A 19468-nucleotide genomic window follows, 5' to 3' on the forward strand; every position below is an offset into this window, starting at 1 on the left:
GGGGCGAAGGGGCGCTAAAATAAGTTTTAGAATTTCTAAAAACACTATGAAAAATAATATTTGGGAGGTTTAAAAAATGGACAAAATCATAAATGCAGTAGAAACAAATTATAAAAAAGAAGATATCCCTGAAATTAGACCAGGTGATACCGTAAGAGTCAACGTGAAAGTTGTGGAAGGAGAAGGTGAAAGAAAAAGAGAAAGAATCCAACCTTTTGAAGGAATAGTAATAAAAATAAGAGGTGCTGGTCTTGGGCGTTCTTTCACTGTTAGGAAAATAGGTGCGGATAGAGTAGGCGTTGAAAGAATCTTTCCGTTTCATTCTCCATCTATAAGCAGCGTAGAGGTCTTGAAAAAAGGTAAAGTCAGAAGGGCTAAACTCTATTACCTCAGGGATGTTAAAGGAAAGATAAGGATTAAAGAAAGGAAGGATTGAGCCTTTTGAAAAAGGCTACTAAGAAGAAAATTAAAGATGAAACCTTAGATTGGATTTACGCCATAATATATGCATTGATATTCGGAACAATTATCAGACTGTACGTTTTTGAAACAATGATGGTTCCCACTCCTTCTATGGTTCCAACAATCCAGGTATACGACAGGTTATTTGTAGAAAAAGTTACTTATGAATTTGCTGAACCAAATAGAGGCTCGATAGTGGTTTTTTGGACACCTTTTGTGGATATCAGGGCACAACAACAGTTACGTGCTTTTGATAAGTTTATGGATTTTTTTGCTCCAGCAAAATTTGAAGGCCATGTAAAATATGTGAAGAGATTGGTGGGGAAACCGGGTGATACCTTGAGATTGGTACCAGTTGAAGAAACGTTTTGGGAAGATATTAAAAACGGAGAAATTCAAAATACTCCCGATTGGTTAGATTTTATTATTGATTATTATGAAAGTGTAGATTATATTCCAACCCAGATAAAAAATAAGGTTTCAAAGCTTGAAATAAACGGCGAAATACTACCTGAATTTGAAAATATTTATTATTTAAGAGATGCAATATTTGAAGATCCTAAATTCTTTGATTATATAGCCTATCCTGATAAATACAGTTATGAAATCGCTACATCTGATTTATTTTTTATGTATAAAGATAACTTCACAGGCAGATTGATACCAGCAAAACCCACTATTGAATGGTACAAAGAAATGAGAGATACACTCTTATTTACTAATTTTTATGAAAACGAACTTTCAAAATTGGATTTACCTTCTTTAATATTCAAAGATGAAAAAGGCCTCGTAAATGTGAAAATTCCAGAAGGATACTATTTTTTCATGGGTGATAATACATTGGAAAGTCAAGATAGCCGCTTTTTTGGATTTGTTCCTGTTGAGAACGTAATTGGAACAACTTTTTTAAGAATTTATCCGTTTGACAGATTTGGAAAGATATAGCTAACCCTATCAAAAAAACCGCCAAAAGGCGGTTTTTTAAGTTTAAAACTGGCGGAGACGGTGGGACTCGAACCCACACGGGGTGTAACCCCATCGGTTTTCAAGACCGACGCCTTAGCCAATTAGGCTACGTCTCCACCAATACGAACGAAATGTCCAATCCAAGGGAATTATATCATATAAGGAGCGTTTTGTCAATGAAAGAATCAGATGAAAAGGCCAAAAAAATTAATAAATATATTAATATGTTAGTTAACTATCCTGTAAATTTGACCGCTTATCAAAACCAAAAAGATGCCTATGAAAACTTGATTTTAGATAGTATAATTTCTATAGAGGCAGAAGACAGCTTTTTAAATTCAAAAAGAATTGTAGACATGGGAACCGGCGGAGGTATACCTGGTTTAGTATGGGCTATATACTTCCCAGAAAAAGAATTTTACCTAGTAGACAGCATATCAAAAAAGATACAGGCTTTGAAAATTTTTATAAAAGAGCTAAAATTAACTAACGTTTATTTGTTCTGTGAAAGAGCAGAGGATTTTGCAAAAACCCATAGAGAATATTTTGACTTTGCCACATGTAAAGCGTTAGCCAGAAGTGATATTGCATTAGAATATTTGACACCACTCGTGAAAGTAAATGGCTTTATATCTCTATTCAAAGGCCCATCATACTTCAAAAATGAGAAAAAATATACACAAAACGTGTTGAAAAAGCTGAATATAGCTGAGTTTAAAGAAATCGAATACGAAATTGGAGAAGACAAGAAGAAAAGGTATTTTATACTTTTTAAAAAAATTGGAACAACCCCCCAAAACTTTCCAAGGCAAGTAGGGATTCCAAAAAAATTTCCTTTAGGAGAAATCAAATGATAAAAATAATTGTTGACGAACCTTATGAGGGTTCTATGAATATGGCATTGGATATATCCATAGCCAAACTAAGTACAATTAGAAAAATTTCTACTTTAAGGATCTACCAATGGAAATACCCCACCTTATCCCTTGGGAAACATCAAAAAACGAACAACCTAAACTGGGAGTTTATAAAAAGTAACAATATTTCTATTGTAAGAAGACCCTCAGGTGGGAGAGCGGTTTTACATAATAATGAAATAACCTATTCGTTTTCAACTTTTGTTAGCAACAAAAACTTACCAAATAATCTACTTGCCAGCTACATGAAAATCTCTCAAGCGTTAATAAGATCGTTACACGCATTAGGAATAGAAGCGGATCTTGAAAGGTCAAAAAAAGAAGGAGTAACCAAAGACCTTTGCTATGACGCCCCTTCATTTTATGAGGTGAAAGTTAACGGAAAGAAACTAATTGGAAGTGCCCAATACAGAACGGCAAATTTCATTCTCCAACATGGTTCAATTCCAATTAAGCATGATTATGAAACCTACATTAATTCTTTTAAATACTCTCATACTGATTGGATAAAACGGCATTTAATTAGTTCTACTATCGATTTAGAAACAATTTTAAAAAAACCTATTTCAAAGATGGATATAGTCAAAGCTTTTGAAATAGGTTTTAAATCGGTCTTCAAAGAAGAAATATCAGAAGGCTTTTTAGAACAAGAAGAAATAATTCTTGCACAAAAAATGAAAAATAATTTTATCGTTCTGGAGGAAAAGAATTAACAATTTGGTTCACCAATGGCTTTAAACTTTGTTGAGTCAATAGATTAGCATATTCAACATTTATCCATTCTTTAATCCATTTCTCAGCGTTTGATTCAGGAATTAATTTATCCTTTTTAAATAGGTCATCATCTTGGGCAGAGTTCAATATCTTTGCAAAGATATCCGACACAAAAGCTTCAGTCGCGTCTCTTACGCCTATTTCATTATAATTTATACCAGATACATTAAATGCAGGCCCAATTATGTTTGCCATTTACATCACCACCAAGTCAGCATATATGTAAGCTTGAGCGCTTTGAATAATTGCAATTATATCTTGAGGAGTTGCTCCAGCCGTTTTCAAAGCTGTAATCAAATTTGAAACCGTTGCAGGTTTTCCACTTATTTTCCCGTTTTCAACACTTACACTGAAGTTACCATAACTAACGGTGAAATCTGCTATTTCAACATCTCCTCCAAGAACTATTGTTCCTGTTTTTTCGTTGATTACTATCTTGGCTTTTACATCGGGAGTAATCTCTATCTCTTCAATTAAAGCTAAAAAAGATATGATATCCTCTTCAAAATATTTTGGAACTTCTATTCTAATCGAAGATGGATCAAGAGCTTTTGCTATTTTTAATGAAAAAGTTGAATTTATTGCGTTGGCAACTCTCGCCGATGTTGTTATATCTGGTTGTTTCAAGTTGATAGTTACCGTATTTTCATTTACAATCTGTGCAGGAATTTCTTTCTCTATAATTGCCCCTTCAGGGATATACCCAACAACTTTGTATCTGTCTTGTAGGTTAGATGATGAACGGATATTGGCTCCACCAGTTAAGACATTCCCTTGTGCAACAGCATACACTTTATTATCAGCACCATAAAGAGGTGTTTGCATTAAGACTCCATTTTCAATTGAATCAGAATCTCCTATGGCAGCTACAGTAACGTCTAATCTCATACCTTCCTTGTAAAAAGAAGGTATATCAGCAAAGACCATAACAAGCGCTGTATTTTCTGTTTCTACATAAGAGGTAAGATTGATGTTAAAATTAGCCAGCATATTGTTTATCATCTCAGAGGGTACATCCCCTGAATCACCGCTACCATCTAAACCCGTAACTAAACCGATTCCAAATAATTGATTGTCCCTTGCACCTCTGAAATTAGATATATCTTTTATTCTAACTCCAGCAAAGGCATATATATTAACAATTAAAATTAATAAAAAGGTGACAAATAAATTTTTTCTCATTTTGACTCCCTTCTAAAAGAATATATTTGCTATTCCTGAAAGTATGGACGTTAACCATGATGGTTCGTTAGGATCCTGTTGAAAAACTATATCTCCATCGTACCAAATTTTTGCATTCGCTAAACTAGAAGAGTAAATAGTTCCATCTTTTGCAATGTTTTTTGGAGAAACGTAGCCTTCAACAATCATAGTATTTCTGTTGTTACCCACCTTAATTTCCTTTTCTCCTCTAATTTTTAAAAGTCCGTTTTGGTCCTCTTCTTGGATTATTGCGGATACAAATAGTTGAACCTCTGCAGAAGAAGAGGCACTTTTTTGATCATTTTGTACACTAACCTGCGTTGGATCTCCAGCCCCTATGGGCAAAAAATTGGATAAATCTACCCCTCCTATATTTGTAACTACTGAGTTAACCGTATCAACAGACGCTTTTTTATAATCAGGCATACTTTCAGATAAAGAGAGGGAAGGATTTTCAGAAACGACGATGGTTACCACATCTCCTACCCCAAAATCCTGGTTATAGTTGTAAATAGAATTACCTTCTTCATCATTCTTATTCCACAATGATTCAGAGAAACCAAGGCTCGCTAAAACTAGAAAAATCAAGAAAAAAATAAAAACTTTTGATAACTTTATATCAGTCATTTTTGAGAACCTCCTAAACTAACCTGAAGTATTGGACCTTCTTTTAGTTTACCGGTTATTATGTTCCCGTTTTCAACATTCCTAACGCTCAAAGTATCTCCAAAATTTGCATTTGTCATAGCCCTCGCCAAAGTAGAAACCGTGATACCCTCAAATTCTACTAAAACCGTTACAATGTCTCCAGCTTTAACGTCAGGTATACGTCTGAAATAAGTTGCATCAACTATTTCGCCTTTTTTTACATCTTTGGTTAATTCATAACTTCCGGATTTTAACAATTCTACATCTATAGGTTTATTGTTGATGGTTAGAACGTTTTTAGTAGCTGGTTCTGTTAATTCTTCATTCAACATTGTTCCTCTGGTTAAATCTTTGGAATATACAAGTACTTCTTCATATTTCGATACATTAGCAATAACTGTAAGTGTCTTTTGATCGTTTTTATCATCTTTTACGTTCAAACTTATATACAACTTATCGTAGCTTTGAAAGATCCTTATTACTTCTGCCGATAAAACCTTTTCAGGAAGAACCTTTAGATCTATACTATTCACTGTCAAAGAATTGTCGTACTCTTTTATCTTTTGCTGTAAAAAAATTTCTAAATCAATATACTGAACATCTATATCTTTATTATCGTTTTTGTATACAACCGTAACGGTACTTTCTTCAAAAACAAGGTCAAAATCGCTGTAATAACTACTCATTAAACCGTACAAAATTTTAGAAAGCTCTTTTTCAGAATAAATTATCTTCTCATTAACTATATAAGAGATCGTCCTATCTGACTTCATTTCAGGGAATATATCTTTAAGAGAAAAAATCCAATCTTCACTGAATATAACTGCCGGAATAGTAAAAACCATGTTTGAAAAAGCAATTGTTGATACCAACAAAATCAGAGAAAAAAATAATAATTTGATTAATCGTGTCAAAGTCATCAACTCCCTGTCATTTAACAACTATCATCAAAAAAACTCAAGGGAGATTACGGTTTATCTCTTAACATTTGAAACGGTTCTCAACATTTCATCAGCGGTTGTGATAGTTTTAGAATTAATGTCGTAAGCTCTTTGTGCAACTATCATATCCACCATTTCTTTAACGACATCGACGTTGGATTTTTCTAAATAACCTTGTTGTAAAGCTCCAAATCCATCCTGGCCAGGTATCCCTTCCGTTGGATTACCGGAAGCTGGCGTTTCAGAATATAAGTTATTACCTATGGGTTTTAACCCTCCAGGGTTTAAAAATCTCACAGTAGTGAGATTCCCTACATTTTGAATCGTTCCATCTCCCAAAGAAACGCTTACTATTCCATCCGGAGAAACGTTTATTCCCACAGCATTTTGAGGAATCACTATATTTGGAATAACCATCAATCCATCACTGGTAGTAAGTCTACCGTTGGCATCCAATTTAAAAGAACCATCTCTAGTATAGGCTATACTTCCATCTTGCATCTGAACCTGAAAAAATCCGTCTCCCATGATTGCTATGTCGGTAGAATTGTCTGTTGGCTCTATGTTTCCTAATGTGAAGATCCGTGTTGTTGCAGCCAAGCGTGTGCCATGACCTACATAAAGACCTGTTGGTAAGGTTGAACCTTGGGCGGTTGGAGTACCGGCTTCTTTTACAGACGAATATAGTAAATCTTGAAATTCAGCTCTTTGCTTTTTATAACCCGTTGTATCCACATTCGCTAGATTGTTTGAAATGATATCTAACTTTCTTTGTTCAGCATTCATACCAGTTGCAGCATTATACAAAGACACTAACATGATCTACCCCTCCATTTAAAAATCTTTATAATTATCTAAATTAGTTAAAAGTTTGAAGTTATTTCAATAAGCTTTGCGTTGAGTGAATCCCCTGTTGATACTGCTTTTTGTAGTATATCAAACTTTCTATTTGCTTCGATCATCTTAATCATCTCATTTAGAGCATCAACGTTTGAACCCTCTAAAAATCCTTGTCTCACATAGAAGTTATCTGCTTGTCCTATCTCTTCACCCGTGAAATAATTTTCACCATATTTATTCAAATTCTCTACATTTAGGATGTTTAATCTTATGTTTGTTCCCGATATATTACCCTCTTCATCCACAAAAAAATTATCTGGATTTATAAGTATAGGGTTATTTTCTTCATCTAACACGTAATCACCGCTTTTTGTGACAAGATAATTTTCAGGACTTAGAGAAAATTCACCATTTCGTGTGTAAAAGTAGTTACCGTTTCTCTCTATTTTAAAAAAGCCGTCGCCTTCTATTGCAAAATCTAACTTTCCGTTTGTTTCAATTAAAGATCCTTGTTCGAGATTTGGAATTACCTCGTCCAAAACAACCGAACTATAAATGTTCCCTATCGGTTCGCCTTTTCCTTGTGCATTTTGATATGATCTAATCTCTTTTTCGTATACACTTTTAAATAGGTTAAAATCCTTTTTGTAACCTACAGTGTTAAGATTAGCCAAATTGTTGGAAATAGAGTTCAATTCAGCAAAAGAGTTGAGCATACCAGCCGTTGCATTGTATATTCCTCTCATTTTATTTCCTCCTGTGGTGGATGGTTCTAATTTACTTGTACTTTGTTTAATAATTCTATGTCTTCCAACAAAATTCCTGTACCTTTTGCACAAGTAAGATGTGGATCTTCCGGAATGTACGTTCTTACGCCAGTTTGCTCTGATATTAATTTATCCAATCCTCTTAGTCTCGCCACCCCTCCAACAACTATAAGTCCATTTTGCATTATATCCGCTGCTAATTCTGGAGGAGTTTTTTCTAAAATATTTTTTATTTTATTTATTATTTCATTCAATATTGGTTTGATTGCGTAGAAAATATCGTCCGAAGTTAGTTTTAAATTAGAAGGAAGCCCTGTTTTGATATTCTGCCCTTTAACTTCCATTTCAAGATTTTCTTCTTGAGAAAAAGCCTTGCCTATGTCGATTTTTAACCTTTCAGCGGTAGTTTCACCGATCAAGAATTTATATCTTCTTTTAGTATATTTAATTATTTCTTGATCCATGGCTTCACCTGCAACTTTTATCGTTTCACTTATGACACAGCCTCCCAAACTCAAAATCGCTAAGTCTGTGGTGCCTCCTCCTATGTCGATTACCATGTGACCATTAGGTTCCGTGATATCTATTCCACTACCTATAGCAGCAGCTAAGGGTTCACTTATAAGAAATACTTTAGAAGCGCCAATCCTACTCCCCGCCTCTTTAACAGCTCTTCTTTCAACATCTGTAGTTAGGGCGGGTATCCCTATGATTAATCGTGGTTTGTACATATTAAAACCTTTGGATTTAGCGCTTTTGACAAAATATCTCAACACTTCCTCTATGATGCTAGGATCCGTAATAACCCCATCTTGTACGGGCCGAACAATTTGTATTTGACTAGGAGTTTTTCCAACCATATTTTTTGCTTCTCTTCCTATTGCCAACATCTTATTTTTACTCTTATCCACTGCTACCACTGATGGTTCTTCAAGGATAATCCCCTGACCACGTTGGTATACAACAAAAGTTGCAGTTCCTAAATCTATTCCTAAATCAGATTTTGCCATAATTTACCTCCTGTTTTTTCTTAAGAGATTTTAAAGTTTAAAAAATATTCCCATCAATGCTTTAGCGCCCCTTTGGCCCCTCTGCCCGCCCATTTAAAGAAGGGATCTGCTGTCCCTAGCCCAGCGGGTGGGAGGAGGGCTCCGCCCTGTGACCTTTTAAAAACAGAATCTTAGTTTTGAAGCTTTCTAAAAATCCCTTCTAAAACTTAATTTTAGGGTCCTGTGCTCCGCTGCCCACCCCAAAATTGGTTTACCTAATTAAAAATGTGCCTGGCGGGAGTCGAACCCGCATCTTTGGATCCGGAGTCCAACGCTTTATCCGTTAGGCTACAGGCACATCAATTCATTACAATTAATATTCACTTGAATTTTCTCTCTGTTTTCTTTAGTTGTTATAATTAAATCATAATAATCTTTTAGGTCAGATATCAAAGTGGTACTTTTGAATCCTTTTTTGTAGTAGTACCAAAATATCCAAGGGTCTTTTGCAAAGAAAGAAAAATTTTCAAACTCATTATTAATGAGAACATCCCAGATCAACACATCTTTGTAACTTGAAAAGTCTTTTTTTAGATTATATACTTCTTTTTCTGCCAAAGCAATGGCTTTTCCTGGGCTTTGAATAAAATTGGATAGAATGAGTACACTACTATTTTGGTCTTTGGTCTTTTTTACTTTTTTATAACTAACTTGTCCCCTGACCTCACTGTACAAAGAGGAAGTGGTCAATCTTTCGTCCACAAAGTAAATTTTGCAACCAATTCTTTCTTTTACCCTTATGGCTTCATCAATACTCAAAAAACTCTGTTTTGAATATCTCCCTGACATGGAAATTGGTAATCCAAACACGATTAAATCGTCATGGCTTAAATCCAACGAAATCAAATATTCTAAGAGTTTCTCTGACTGTATCGTCTCTTTTGGTAACGGAATATTTATATCTTGTTTTAAAAAGGCTATACCGCACTTTCTTGTTCCATAATCGACCCCATATACTTTTAAGTTCTTAAAAGTTCCCATATGATATCTTTCTCCAATTTAACCAATTCATATTTAACTCCATTTTCATCTAATATATAAATGACTTTTTCTTTATCTTTAGAGGAAAAACATATGACTGGCGCACACGCTTTTAAAACAGACTTGGGCGAAGGAAAAATCTTACAAAAAACGCCGTTCTTCGCTAACATCTCTTTTATTTCTAATATTTGATAATTTTCATTTAGTAAAACTAAATCAAGATCTAACGTCGTCCTCAAATCTTTATTCAATTTATACACTTCTCGCTCCTACTTTGGAATTGCCTTTCAAGAATTCAATTAATTCCCTTGTATCTAAATTTTCATAGAAATTGATGGAATTTTTCAATATCCAGTTATCCAATATGTTTTCTTTGAAATTGGAGCTTTCACGTAAATCCTTTAGATTAAAATTATTCAATATTTCTACTTCTTCTTCATTTACCTTTATCAATTTGGCATCTTCCATCACGTTTAAAACAGTTTCTGATAACGATTTATCACCCTTCAAAAGAGAATCTTGTATCTCTTCTACCTTGTAATGACCGTCGGCTATAAAATCATAGACTAGTTTTAATACTTTAAAAGATGGGTACTTTCTTGAATATTCGTAAAGTAATTTAACTTTGAACCGATTATTGTAAGCCAATATGATAGTTGTTCTTTGAGTCTTTTTCGTCCATGTAGAAACCAAGTCCAAAAGCTCTATGTCTGTCTTTGGAACATCCACAATTATCAAAATTGGAGAGAATTGCTTGACTTCAAACGCTATACCGTTGTTAGAAAACGAAGTTATATAAAAATTAGCTTTCTCATTTTTAAATTTTTCTCTAGAAATAAGTTTTTCCCTAAAACTCATTGAATGGTTGAAAAGTCTTATATCGTTCTCATCAACTTGTAATTTTTCGTCTAACAGTCTCACTAAAGATTTTTGCCTTTCATAATCGTTCAAAACCAATACTTTGCCATTTCTTTCATTTGTGTAATCCTTCAAAAGTCCCAGAATATTGTTTCTTTCTCTCACCACTTCAAAGCTATTATTATTAGAGAAAGATATAAGGATTTTAAATCCTGCTCTTTTTAAAAATTCTTTTAGCTCTTCGCTGTAAATAGAACTAAAAATACTAATTTTAGACTTTTGAAGAGCATATTTTCTAAATTGCTGATATTCAGGAACTTTTCTCACTACCGGATGAAATAATGAATAGAATGGTTCGTCGATAATAATTTCAGCTTGCATAGAATCAAGCAATTCACGATTTTTAATAAATTTGGGTACTGTAACGAATATCACATTATAATTAGATATAAGTTCTGGTGTGAGTGTATATTGATTGCTAAAGTATAATAGATTCTCTGGAAAATAAGTGTTTATTATCTTATATATGTGTTCCAATAAACTGTTTGTTGCAGAAACGATTATCAGCTTTTGATGCTCTTCTAATGATAACTGAACTTTTTTCAGTAAAGAATCATTTTTGATCTTACTTGGAAGAAACATTGCTACTTTACCCCTGGTTAAATTATCATTTAATATTTCTACATTCATGATCTTGTTCAGCTCATCGTGAAGAATATTAGATGCAAAGTTCCATTTTGCAATCTCACCTTGTTGTATTTCCTCATTAACCCTCAAATCTTGCAAGTAAAATTTAACGTAACTATTTTTTAAATTATAAGAGTTCTCTATTCTAAAGGTACCCACAAGATCAGTAAATAAATCTCTTTTTTTATTCTCTGTTAGCTCGCTTAATTTGTACCCTAAATCGTAGCCCAAAACATCTATGATTAAGGAATCTTTGTTGAGCATTCCTGAAAAACTTTGAGAACCGTTACGAAAGAATCTTATGTTTTCTAATTTAGCGTTCCTTATCAAAAAAACCGGCTCCTCATTCCCATATCCAAAAGGTTCTAACTTATTTATATCTTCAAACATTGTTTCCCATATTCCTTCTATTTCCATATCCACATCAATTTGAGAAGATAATTTTTTATCCCCATATAACTCTTTGTAAACCTCGTTAATCCCCGTTCTTAAAGTTCCTATATTTTCAGAGAGAAGGGAAAAACCCGCGGCAAACTTATGACCACCGAACTCTTCAAAAACACCTCTTTCATTAACTTTGAGAAGAAGCTCCATTAAATCTATGCCTTGGGGACTTCTTCCTGAACCTTTACCCATTTCCTGATTTTTTGATATCATCAAAACAGGTTTATTGAATTGATTTGACAGTTTGGAAGCCACTATCCCAAGAACTCCCATATGCCAGTCTTCTCCACTTAACACCAATACTGGGTCTTTTTTGTATTCTGGGTACAAATCTAACAAGCTTAAAGAGTATAGATAGATTTCCTTTTCAGTACTTTGTCTTTTTGAATTTAGCCGGAGTAATTCTGAAACCGCCTTTTTTAATTTTTCTTCATCTTTTTCAGTCAACAATTTAAAAGCTGCATGTGCATTTGACATCCTTCCTGCTGCATTTATCTTAGGAGCAACTTTAAAAGTGACTGTACGCGAATTTATTTCAGAATCAACTATCTTCAATTCATCGAGTAAATATTTTAAACCTTTCGTTGGATTGGTTTTTAATTTGTTCAATCCCATTTTAACCAAGTATCTATTTTCTGAGGTTATCGAGACTATGTCAGCAATAGTACCCACTGCCACAAGGTCTATATATTCGAAAGGGTCCAAAGAAACATAGTAACTTTTGTAAAGGGCTTGTAGTAATTTAAAAGTTACTCCGACCCCTGCCAGATCCTTGAAAGGATATTCATCGTCTTTCCTTTTTGGGTTCAATATCGCATCTGCTTTTGGAAGATTCTCTTGAGGCAAATGATGATCGGTAACTATAACTTTCATTCCAAGACTTTTTGCATAGTCAATTTCTTGTATGGATGTTGTACCACAATCAACAGTAATAATATTATTATAATTTTTGCCTTTTAACTCTGCTATAGCCTTAACGTTTAGGCTATAACCTTCTTCTATTCTAGATGGAATGTAAGAAGTTACATCGTAACCTAATCTTTTTAAACCAAGATACAAAACGGAAGTCGCAGTTACCCCATCAACATCATAATCACCGAAGATCGCCACTTTTTCTTTTCTTTCTTTAATTTGTTTGAGAATTTCTACGGCTTTTGACATATCCTTCATCAAATAAGGATCAAAACTTTCCAATTCCAAATGGTTTAAAAACTTATCTCCTTCTTCGGGTGTTTCAATATTTCTAGATACTAATAGCTTTGCCAAAAAATTGGAAATCCCTAAAACATTAGATAAGGTTTTTGCAACTTTTTCTTTTTCTTGGTAATAACGAGCCTTTGGGTCCCAAAAAACCTTCCATTTACTCTCCATATTAAATTTCTCCCTTCTCTTATTTTTTTCTTTATAAATATTATACATTATTAGTACTAAAATATTAAAGAAAGATTTGTAAAGATTCAAAAAAGCTAAATTGTTGTATAATATTGAAGACTGGATCAATCCAATTAGAAGGGGTGCAATTCATGTGAAAAATATACTATTGATAATCTTTCTTTTTACTCTATCTATTTTTTCATGGGCTTTAACCCTCGAAGAAATAGAAAATCTTTCAAAAAACCCTGCAACACTAGAATTATCTTGGGAATATTTTTTAGAGTATATTATAGAAAATCCAAGTGATGTTAGAATTACAGATATAGGTTCATTAATATCAGCTAAAATTTCTTTGTTTAACAAATATAGAAATTATAACTTTGCTAACTTTATTATTTCTGAAGACCTAAAAAATTTTTGCATTAACTTGGGAGTATTAGACACCAATTTTTCCATTCCAGAGGAAGATACCAATAAAATCCTATTCATCTTTCCTGAAATTATCCCTATTTTGAATGAAATATTTAACACGGGCAATTTTGAAGGAACTTATTATAAATATTTATATAAATTGGAAGGATTGAAAGAATATTTGCAAATTAACTCTTATGAAACCTTTATCAGAACAACTATAAATAATTCCCTTTCTTCTCCAATTTATTTCGATGAAGACGTTGAAAAGTTTATCGAAGTTTTAGTGCCAGCTAATAATTATATCTTGTTTGAAAGGTTTATTTCTGAATCCAAATATCTAGTCGAGGAAGATAAGTACCTAGGAGCATATAAATTACTGACATTTTTAGACAAACACAATTCAATAAATGAATCTGTAGTAGCATATTCTCAACTTAAAAATTATTTTGATCTAAAACAGAGGTTAACTTTATTGAACGATCAGGTTTTCTTTGTCGAGAAACAGGAACTCTCTTCTTTTATATCTGAAGTATACAAAGTTGGAGAGGATTTAAAGGCACTTACTATAGAAAAAAATTTACTTTACAACATATTTTTACCGTTATTAAAAGCTTTAAATTCTAAATTAGAAAATATACAAGAAAAAGTACCGGTCGTTGATGAAAGCTTCGAAACCTTATCTGCCTCTTTCAGTGAACAAATAAATGCCGAGATTTTGAAACTGCAAATGCATATTACGAGAATAGAAAACTTACCAGTTGTGGTAGAAAGTGACAAAGCAACTTCGATAGAACAAGCAACAGACTCACAAGAAGTATCAGCAAAGACCATCTTTGTCTATTTTTTACTTTCTATTTTAGGTGCTCTCTTTATAATTTTCCTGTATTTTGAATTGTACCCTTCATATTCAAAAATCAATTTTTTATGTACATTGAAATTAGGTAGGTTTGCTGCCCACTTGGCAGAAAAACTCATTTTAAAAAATCCAGAAGATTATAAGGCGTTTCTAATTTTGGCAAAATCATATGAAGTTGCAGGAAAGTATAACGCTTCAATCAATGCTTATAAGACCGCCTTAAAATTAAAAGACAAAACAAAAGAAGGTGAGTAACTTGAATCTTTTAATAATTTCAACTACTCTAAAAAATATACTTGTTGTATTAAAAAATGAAAAAAATAAAATTTATACCAGGATTTTGACTGAGAACAAATCGGGCAATTACCTTGCTAATACGATAAAAGAAGTGATAGAAGAATCAAAAACAAATATAAAAAATATAGATGAATTTGGTATAGATATAGGTCCCGGATCGTTCACCGGGATCAGAGTAGCTATTTCTACTTTACAGGGCCTTTTAATAGACTACCCAGAAAAAGAAGTTTATACCTTTTTCTCTTCTGATGTTTTGTACCGTTCCGCCGTGAATAACAACCCTGATTTTAAGAAAAAAAAGTTGGCTGTTTTGAAAAGAGCCCGAGAAAATGCCGCATATGCATCTATATACGAAGACGAAAAAAGAATCTTTGGTCCTCAAATGGTCTTTGAAGAGTTTTTAAGAGATTCCATGAACAACTGCATTTTAATAAATGAAGAAGCAGAATATTTTAAAAACAAATACAGACTTGAAAATGAAGTATTTTATTCGAACATTGATGAAAAGTCTCTAATTGAGGAAGTACTCAAAGGCAAGAGAGTAAAAATAAAAAGCTTGGAACCTCTTTATCTTCAAAAACCTTTAGCGGTTGAAAATTTAGAAAAAAGAAAAACAAAATAGGGAAATGATGAATAGATGAATATCTGTTTGCCTATTTTGTTTTAAAATTCTTATCTAAAATAATATGCAATGAGAAACCTACAAAGTAACTCAAACTGTAAAGTATGTTTATAGGGGTTCTATATTTTAAATTAAGTAAGTAAATGAGGAAAGAGAGTATTGCACCTGTTAGAAACAAATGCCACAATCCCCTATGTTTCGATAGTTTGTTAAAAAGTATCCCTAAAAGCAATCCAACTAAAGTACCTATAACTATTATAATAAAATTTGAAAGGTTATAAGGAAAAGGTAGATATTCTTTATACAAGAAATCATATTCAAAGAGATAGTATACACTTCCAAAGATTAAAAACAACCTCATTAATCTGTTTATAAAAGAGTTTTGGTGGTCAATATCTGGGAAATCACTCCCAACAACAAAGAGAAAATAGGAAAGTACTATCTCACTGGAAACATAATAAACCTCGTAAAACAAATGGCTATAAACGAAATTGAACATTAAAAAAAATACAGGAAACCCCAAAATACCGCTTAATATGTGAGTTTTAAAATTAGGCATTGTTTATATCTCTTATCTGCTCCTTTTCATCAAAAGCTAACACTTCTATAGGAAGTCTTTTTGTCCAAACTTCTATAATCCCGCCATTTTTAATATCTTTATAAAAAAGGACTTTTGGATCAAAAAAACTAATCGTTTTAGAAAGTGTTTTAAAAATGGGCCTGTTGTATTTTTTCAGTTGATTTAATGTTTTGGTGGGTAACTTATCTACTATTAAAGAATTGGCTCCTCCTTCAAACAGAAAATCAAAATAATCAGATATTTCTGTGATATTGATACTTTTTATCTCACCGTGCGCCAAATTAAAAGTTCCGCAAGTGACAAATTCCCCGACAAATTTATATAAAGGCACCCCTTCCAATTGATAATACTTTTCAAGCCTTTTTAGAGCCTCAGGGGTGACAAATATAATTTTTCCCGTATACAGAACTTTGTCACCATTTTTTAACTTTTTCAACATATCTAGAGAAACCGGATAATTTATGTTAAGCAAAACACATTAGCCTCCTTCTTGTTTTCACACATTTGATTGTAATGAATTGATAACAAGTAAGTTTTTTAGATATCATATTTTACTCATAATTACTAACTATTTCGTACGTTAGTGTTTTAAGAGAAACTACAAAATCTACATTTTCAATAACAACACGATCATCGGAGTTCAAAGTTACAGGGGCAAAATTCAATATCCCTTTTACACCGGCTTCTATTAATATATTTGCAACCTCTTGTGCCACATTTGATGGAACAGTTAATATCGCTATTTCAAAATCAAGATCATTGTTTTTATTCTTTAGTTCTTTAATATGTTTTATTGGAATACCAGGTAACAAAATAGAATTAATTTTTCTTTTGTCTACATCATAGGCCGCAACTATTTTAAACTTGTATTTTTCTAATTCGGGATAATGAGAAATAGCCCTGCCAAGGTTTCCCACCCCTATAATTGCAACATTCCAAACTCTTTCTGTTCCTAAAATCTTATGAATCTTTAAACACAGATTTTCAACATCGTATCCTACGCCCCTCTTTCCAAACTCACCAAAATAAGACAAATCTTTTCTAACTTGAGAAGCCTTTATATTAAGGGCTTCAGCAATCTCATGAGAAGAGGTTTTTGGTATTCCTTCATCTCGTAACTCTCTTAAAAATCTGTTGTACATAGCTAATCTTTTTATTGTAGGTTTAGGCACTTTTGGTGATTTCATATTTATGAAAAAGTTCTCACCAACGCATTAATAATTAGTTCTTATAATGTGGTGAAAAACTTTTTTCACCTCCTATTTGTTATTTCTTATTTGACCACTATGTTTATAATCTTTTTTGGAACATAAATGATCTTTTGTATCTTTTTACCTGATATATATTTTTGAACTTTATCATCTTCTAAAGCATAACTTTTTACTTCATCTTCGTTTAAATTAACATCAACCGTTATCTGAGCTCTCAATTTCCCATTTATTTGTACAGCTATAGTAATTTCATCTGCTTTTAAAGCATCTTTATCGATCTTTGGCCAACTTGCTTTAAATATGAACCTATCTTTTCCAAAATTCTCCCATAATTCTTCGCTTATATGAGGTGCAATAGGAGATAACATCAATACAAAATCTTCAGAAAATTCTCTTAGTAAGTTGAGGTTCCAATCTTTTTCGTCCGTGTTATTTAGATATGAGTTTAATTCATTCAAAAGCTCCATAAGGGAACTTACTGCAGTGTTAAATTGAAAATTGCCTTCTATATCGTTTGATATTTTCTCAATAGTTTGGTGCAACTTTCTTCTTAAATCCTTTTCCTGTTTATTTTTCAAAAGATAATTCGAGTTATTTTCAAGATGAATTATCTTGTCCTGTATTTTCATGTACGTATTCCAAACCTTATTCAAGAATCTATATGTCCCTTCTATGCCTGAATCATTCCATTCTGCATCCCTTTCGGGAGGAGCCATAAAAAGAATGTAAGTTCTTAAAGCATCAGTGCCATATTTTTCGATCATTTCTTCAGGAGACACAACGTTACCTTTTGATTTAGACATCTTAGCCCCGTTCCTGTATATCATACCTTGAGTGAAAAGATTTTTGAAGGGCTCATCAAAGTTGACATACCCAAGATCTTTTAACACTTTGGTTATGAACCTTGAATAAAGTAAGTGTAATATTGCATGTTCGACTCCACCTATATACTGATCTACAGGTAACCAATTGTTTACATCTTCCTTATTGAAAGGTTTGTCTTCCAGCTTTGGATTCACATATCTCAAATAATACCATGAGCTATCCACAAAGGTATCCATTGTATCAACTTCTCTTTTAGCTTTCCCACCACATTTTGGACATGTTGTTTCTTTAAAATCCGGATGATCGATCAAAGGGCTTTTGCCAGTGGGTTCAAATTCAACATCCCTAGGAAGTTTTACGGGCAAATCCTTTTCAGGCACAGGAACAACCCCACATTTTTCACAATATACAATGGGAATCGGAGCTCCCCAATACCTTTGCCTTGATATAAGCCAATCTCTCAATTTGTACTGGGTGACAACTTTTCCAATCTTTTTATATTCTAACCATTGAGAGATTTTCTTAATTGCTGTCTGGTTGTTTAAACCTGTAAATTCTCCGGAATTTATCAAAACTCCTTCACCAACGTAGGCTTTTTCTAGAATTTCTTCAGTCAACTCGTCATCTTCAGGCGTAATAACAACTCTTATGGGAAGATCGTATTTTTTCGCGAATTCAAAGTCTCTTTGATCATGTGCAGGAACAGCCATAATCGCTCCAGTACCATATTCATACAAAATATAGTTCGCTACGTAAACAGGAATCTTTTCTCCATTCACAGGATTTATTGCGTAACTTCCGGTGAAAACGCCTTCCTTTTCAGCTCCCTCAGCGGTTCTTTTAAACCTATCTTGCAAACTTACTCTTTGCAAAAATTTATTGACCTTTTCAGTATTTTCTGAAGTTGTCAATTCTTCCACAAGTGGTGATTCAGGAGCTAATGCCATAAAGGTAACTCCCCACAAGGTATCCGGTCTGGTTGTAAAAACTCTCAAGCTTCCTTTTCTGTTATCAAGCTTAAATTCTACTTCGGCTCCTACACTTTTTCCTATCCAATTTTTCTGCATTGTTTTGACATTCTCTGGCCATCCGTTCAGATTGTCTAAATCATTTAGCAGCTTGTCGGCGTAGTCAGTTATTTTGAAATACCATTGCTCTAAGTGTTTGATTTCCACATTGGTCCCACATCTTTCACATCTTCCGTTAACAACTTGCTCATTAGCAAGAACAGTCTTGCAGTTTGGACACCAATTCACAGGTGCTTTTTTCTTGTAAGCTAAGCCATTTTTATACAATTGTAAGAAAATCCATTGTGTCCATTTGTAGTAATCTTCTTTACACGTTACAACTTCTCTATCCCAATTATAACTAATACCTAACTTTTTAATTTGATTTCTGATGATATTAATGTTTTGCATGGTCCAATCTTCTGGATGAATGTTTCCCTTCTCTATCGCGGCATTTTCCGCAGGCAGCCCAAACGCATCAAAACCAAATGGATGCATGACATTGTACCCTCTCATCCTCTTGTAACGAGCTATAACGTCACCAATAACATAGTTTTTTACATGACCAACATGTAGCGTCCCCGAAGGGTAAGGAAACATTACCAAATCATAATATTTTTTATGGTACTCTTCATTCAGAACTTTAAAAGCCTCTTTTTCTTCCCAATTCTTTTGCCATTTTTTCTCTATCTCTTGTGGATTGTAAGTTTTTTCCATCTATAGTCATTCCTCCATTGTTATGATT

Annotated in this window: 20 protein-coding genes and 2 tRNA genes; 6 read left to right on the forward strand and 16 right to left on the reverse strand. The window is 33.2% G+C overall.

The window, feature by feature from the left end; genetic code table 11:
- Window positions 1-76: 76 nt before the first annotated feature.
- Both rplS and lepB read left to right on the forward strand, forming a co-directional pair.
- Entirely contained in the window at window positions 77-436 is a 360-nt protein-coding gene (rplS, locus tag X928_RS03595) for a 50S ribosomal protein L19 (protein ID WP_103076251.1), read from the forward strand.
- A 5-nt stretch (window positions 437-441) separates the two neighbouring features.
- Window positions 442-1407 carry a signal peptidase I gene (gene lepB, locus X928_RS03600; RefSeq protein ID WP_103078533.1) on the forward strand — a complete coding sequence of 322 codons (966 nt, stop codon included), beginning with the start codon at window positions 442-444 and terminating at the stop codon, window positions 1405-1407.
- A gap of 49 nt (window positions 1408-1456) precedes the next feature.
- Here the strand turns inward: lepB and X928_RS03605 are convergent.
- Window positions 1457-1544 (reverse strand) — tRNA-Ser (locus X928_RS03605).
- 60 nt (window positions 1545-1604) lie between these two features.
- Between X928_RS03605 and rsmG the strand changes: the two genes are divergently transcribed.
- Window positions 1605-2282 (forward strand): 16S rRNA (guanine(527)-N(7))-methyltransferase RsmG, encoded by a 678-nt coding sequence (rsmG, locus tag X928_RS03610; RefSeq protein ID WP_169926293.1) that lies wholly within the window; start codon window positions 1605-1607, stop codon window positions 2280-2282.
- Window positions 2279-3058, forward strand: coding sequence for a lipoate--protein ligase family protein (locus X928_RS03615; protein WP_103078535.1), 780 nt, complete (start codon window positions 2279-2281; stop codon window positions 3056-3058). Before rsmG ends, X928_RS03615 begins: the two co-directional genes overlap by 4 nt.
- Here X928_RS03615 and X928_RS03620 read toward each other — a convergent pair.
- The 11 genes from X928_RS03620 to recJ form a co-directional block, all read right to left on the reverse strand.
- A complete protein-coding gene (locus X928_RS03620; protein WP_103076254.1) occupies window positions 3033-3314 on the reverse strand; it encodes a hypothetical protein in 282 nt (93 codons plus the stop codon). The genes X928_RS03615 and X928_RS03620 overlap by 26 nt on opposite strands.
- Complete coding sequence (locus X928_RS03625) at window positions 3315-4301, reverse strand: flagellar basal body P-ring protein FlgI (protein ID WP_103076255.1); 987 nt, start codon at window positions 4299-4301, stop codon at window positions 3315-3317.
- A 12-nt stretch (window positions 4302-4313) separates the two neighbouring features.
- Window positions 4314-4949 carry a flagellar basal body L-ring protein FlgH gene (locus tag X928_RS03630; protein WP_103078536.1) on the reverse strand — a complete coding sequence of 212 codons (636 nt, stop codon included), beginning with the start codon at window positions 4947-4949 and terminating at the stop codon, window positions 4314-4316.
- On the reverse strand, window positions 4946-5884 hold the full coding sequence (gene flgA, locus X928_RS03635; protein ID WP_169926294.1) for a flagellar basal body P-ring formation chaperone FlgA: 939 nt from the start codon (window positions 5882-5884) through the stop codon (window positions 4946-4948). The genes X928_RS03630 and flgA overlap by 4 nt, the downstream gene beginning before the upstream one ends.
- 60 nt (window positions 5885-5944) lie before the next feature.
- Complete coding sequence (gene flgG, locus X928_RS03640) at window positions 5945-6730, reverse strand: flagellar basal-body rod protein FlgG (protein ID WP_103076258.1); 786 nt, start codon at window positions 6728-6730, stop codon at window positions 5945-5947.
- Window positions 6731-6774: 44 nt separating this feature from the next.
- Entirely contained in the window at window positions 6775-7497 is a 723-nt protein-coding gene (locus X928_RS03645; RefSeq protein WP_103078538.1) for a flagellar hook-basal body protein, read from the reverse strand.
- Between the two features lie 26 nt (window positions 7498-7523).
- Window positions 7524-8528 carry a rod shape-determining protein gene (gene mreB, locus X928_RS03650; protein WP_103078539.1) on the reverse strand — a complete coding sequence of 335 codons (1005 nt, stop codon included), beginning with the start codon at window positions 8526-8528 and terminating at the stop codon, window positions 7524-7526.
- 265 nt (window positions 8529-8793) lie between these two features.
- A tRNA-Arg gene (locus tag X928_RS03655) sits at window positions 8794-8865 on the reverse strand.
- Window positions 8856-9548 (reverse strand): Holliday junction resolvase RuvX, encoded by a 693-nt coding sequence (gene ruvX / locus X928_RS03660; protein WP_103078540.1) that lies wholly within the window; start codon window positions 9546-9548, stop codon window positions 8856-8858. Before ruvX ends, X928_RS03655 begins: the two co-directional genes overlap by 10 nt.
- Window positions 9527-9808, reverse strand: a complete 282-nt coding sequence (locus X928_RS03665; protein WP_103078541.1) for a putative Se/S carrier-like protein — start codon at window positions 9806-9808, stop codon at window positions 9527-9529. The genes ruvX and X928_RS03665 overlap by 22 nt, the downstream gene beginning before the upstream one ends.
- Complete coding sequence (gene recJ / locus X928_RS03670) at window positions 9801-12908, reverse strand: single-stranded-DNA-specific exonuclease RecJ (protein ID WP_169926295.1); 3108 nt, start codon at window positions 12906-12908, stop codon at window positions 9801-9803. The genes X928_RS03665 and recJ overlap by 8 nt, the downstream gene beginning before the upstream one ends.
- 154 nt (window positions 12909-13062) lie before the next feature.
- On the opposite strand from recJ, the gene X928_RS03675 reads away from it, so the two are divergent.
- Entirely contained in the window at window positions 13063-14436 is a 1374-nt protein-coding gene (locus X928_RS03675) for a tetratricopeptide repeat protein (protein WP_103078543.1), read from the forward strand.
- Between the two features lies 1 nt (window position 14437).
- Complete coding sequence (gene tsaB, locus X928_RS03680; protein ID WP_169926296.1) at window positions 14438-15100, forward strand: tRNA (adenosine(37)-N6)-threonylcarbamoyltransferase complex dimerization subunit type 1 TsaB; 663 nt, start codon at window positions 14438-14440, stop codon at window positions 15098-15100.
- A 31-nt stretch (window positions 15101-15131) separates the two neighbouring features.
- Here tsaB and X928_RS03685 read toward each other — a convergent pair whose 3' ends face one another.
- The 4 genes from X928_RS03685 to leuS form a co-directional block, all read right to left on the reverse strand.
- Window positions 15132-15659, reverse strand: a complete 528-nt coding sequence (locus tag X928_RS03685) for a metal-dependent hydrolase (protein WP_103078545.1) — start codon at window positions 15657-15659, stop codon at window positions 15132-15134.
- A complete protein-coding gene (locus X928_RS03690; RefSeq protein ID WP_103078546.1) occupies window positions 15652-16152 on the reverse strand; it encodes a hypothetical protein in 501 nt (166 codons plus the stop codon). The genes X928_RS03685 and X928_RS03690 overlap by 8 nt, the downstream gene beginning before the upstream one ends.
- Window positions 16153-16231: 79 nt before the next feature.
- Entirely contained in the window at window positions 16232-16867 is a 636-nt protein-coding gene (locus X928_RS03695) for a redox-sensing transcriptional repressor Rex (protein WP_103078547.1), read from the reverse strand.
- An 86-nt stretch (window positions 16868-16953) separates the two neighbouring features.
- Complete coding sequence (leuS, locus tag X928_RS03700) at window positions 16954-19440, reverse strand: leucine--tRNA ligase (RefSeq protein ID WP_103078548.1); 2487 nt, start codon at window positions 19438-19440, stop codon at window positions 16954-16956.
- Between the last annotated feature and the right edge of the window lie 28 nt (window positions 19441-19468).

The organism is Petrotoga miotherma DSM 10691 (assembly GCF_002895605.1).
GTDB classification, from domain to species: domain Bacteria; phylum Thermotogota; class Thermotogae; order Petrotogales; family Petrotogaceae; genus Petrotoga; species Petrotoga miotherma.

Excerpts from the sequence above, each read along its gene's own strand:
- rplS (WP_103076251.1), top strand. The coding sequence starts at position 77 with ATGGACAAAATCATAAATGCAGTAGAAACAAATTATAAAAAAGAAGAT.
- rsmG (WP_169926293.1), top strand. The coding sequence starts at position 1,605 with ATGAAAGAATCAGATGAAAAGGCCAAAAAAATTAATAAATATATTAAT.
- X928_RS03615 (WP_103078535.1), top strand. The coding sequence starts at position 2,279 with ATGATAAAAATAATTGTTGACGAACCTTATGAGGGTTCTATGAATATG.
- X928_RS03620 (WP_103076254.1), bottom strand. The coding sequence starts at position 3,314 with ATGGCAAACATAATTGGGCCTGCATTTAATGTATCTGGTATAAATTAT.
- X928_RS03625 (WP_103076255.1), bottom strand. The coding sequence starts at position 4,301 with ATGAGAAAAAATTTATTTGTCACCTTTTTATTAATTTTAATTGTTAAT.
- X928_RS03630 (WP_103078536.1), bottom strand. The coding sequence starts at position 4,949 with ATGACTGATATAAAGTTATCAAAAGTTTTTATTTTTTTCTTGATTTTT.
- flgG (WP_103076258.1), bottom strand. The coding sequence starts at position 6,730 with ATGTTAGTGTCTTTGTATAATGCTGCAACTGGTATGAATGCTGAACAA.
- X928_RS03645 (WP_103078538.1), bottom strand. The coding sequence starts at position 7,497 with ATGAGAGGAATATACAATGCAACGGCTGGTATGCTCAACTCTTTTGCT.
- mreB (WP_103078539.1), bottom strand. The coding sequence starts at position 8,528 with ATGGCAAAATCTGATTTAGGAATAGATTTAGGAACTGCAACTTTTGTT.
- ruvX (WP_103078540.1), bottom strand. The coding sequence starts at position 9,548 with ATGGGAACTTTTAAGAACTTAAAAGTATATGGGGTCGATTATGGAACA.
- recJ (WP_169926295.1), bottom strand. The coding sequence starts at position 12,908 with ATGGAGAGTAAATGGAAGGTTTTTTGGGACCCAAAGGCTCGTTATTAC.
- X928_RS03685 (WP_103078545.1), bottom strand. The coding sequence starts at position 15,659 with ATGCCTAATTTTAAAACTCACATATTAAGCGGTATTTTGGGGTTTCCT.
- X928_RS03695 (WP_103078547.1), bottom strand. The coding sequence starts at position 16,867 with ATGAAATCACCAAAAGTGCCTAAACCTACAATAAAAAGATTAGCTATG.
- leuS (WP_103078548.1), bottom strand. The coding sequence starts at position 19,440 with ATGGAAAAAACTTACAATCCACAAGAGATAGAGAAAAAATGGCAAAAG.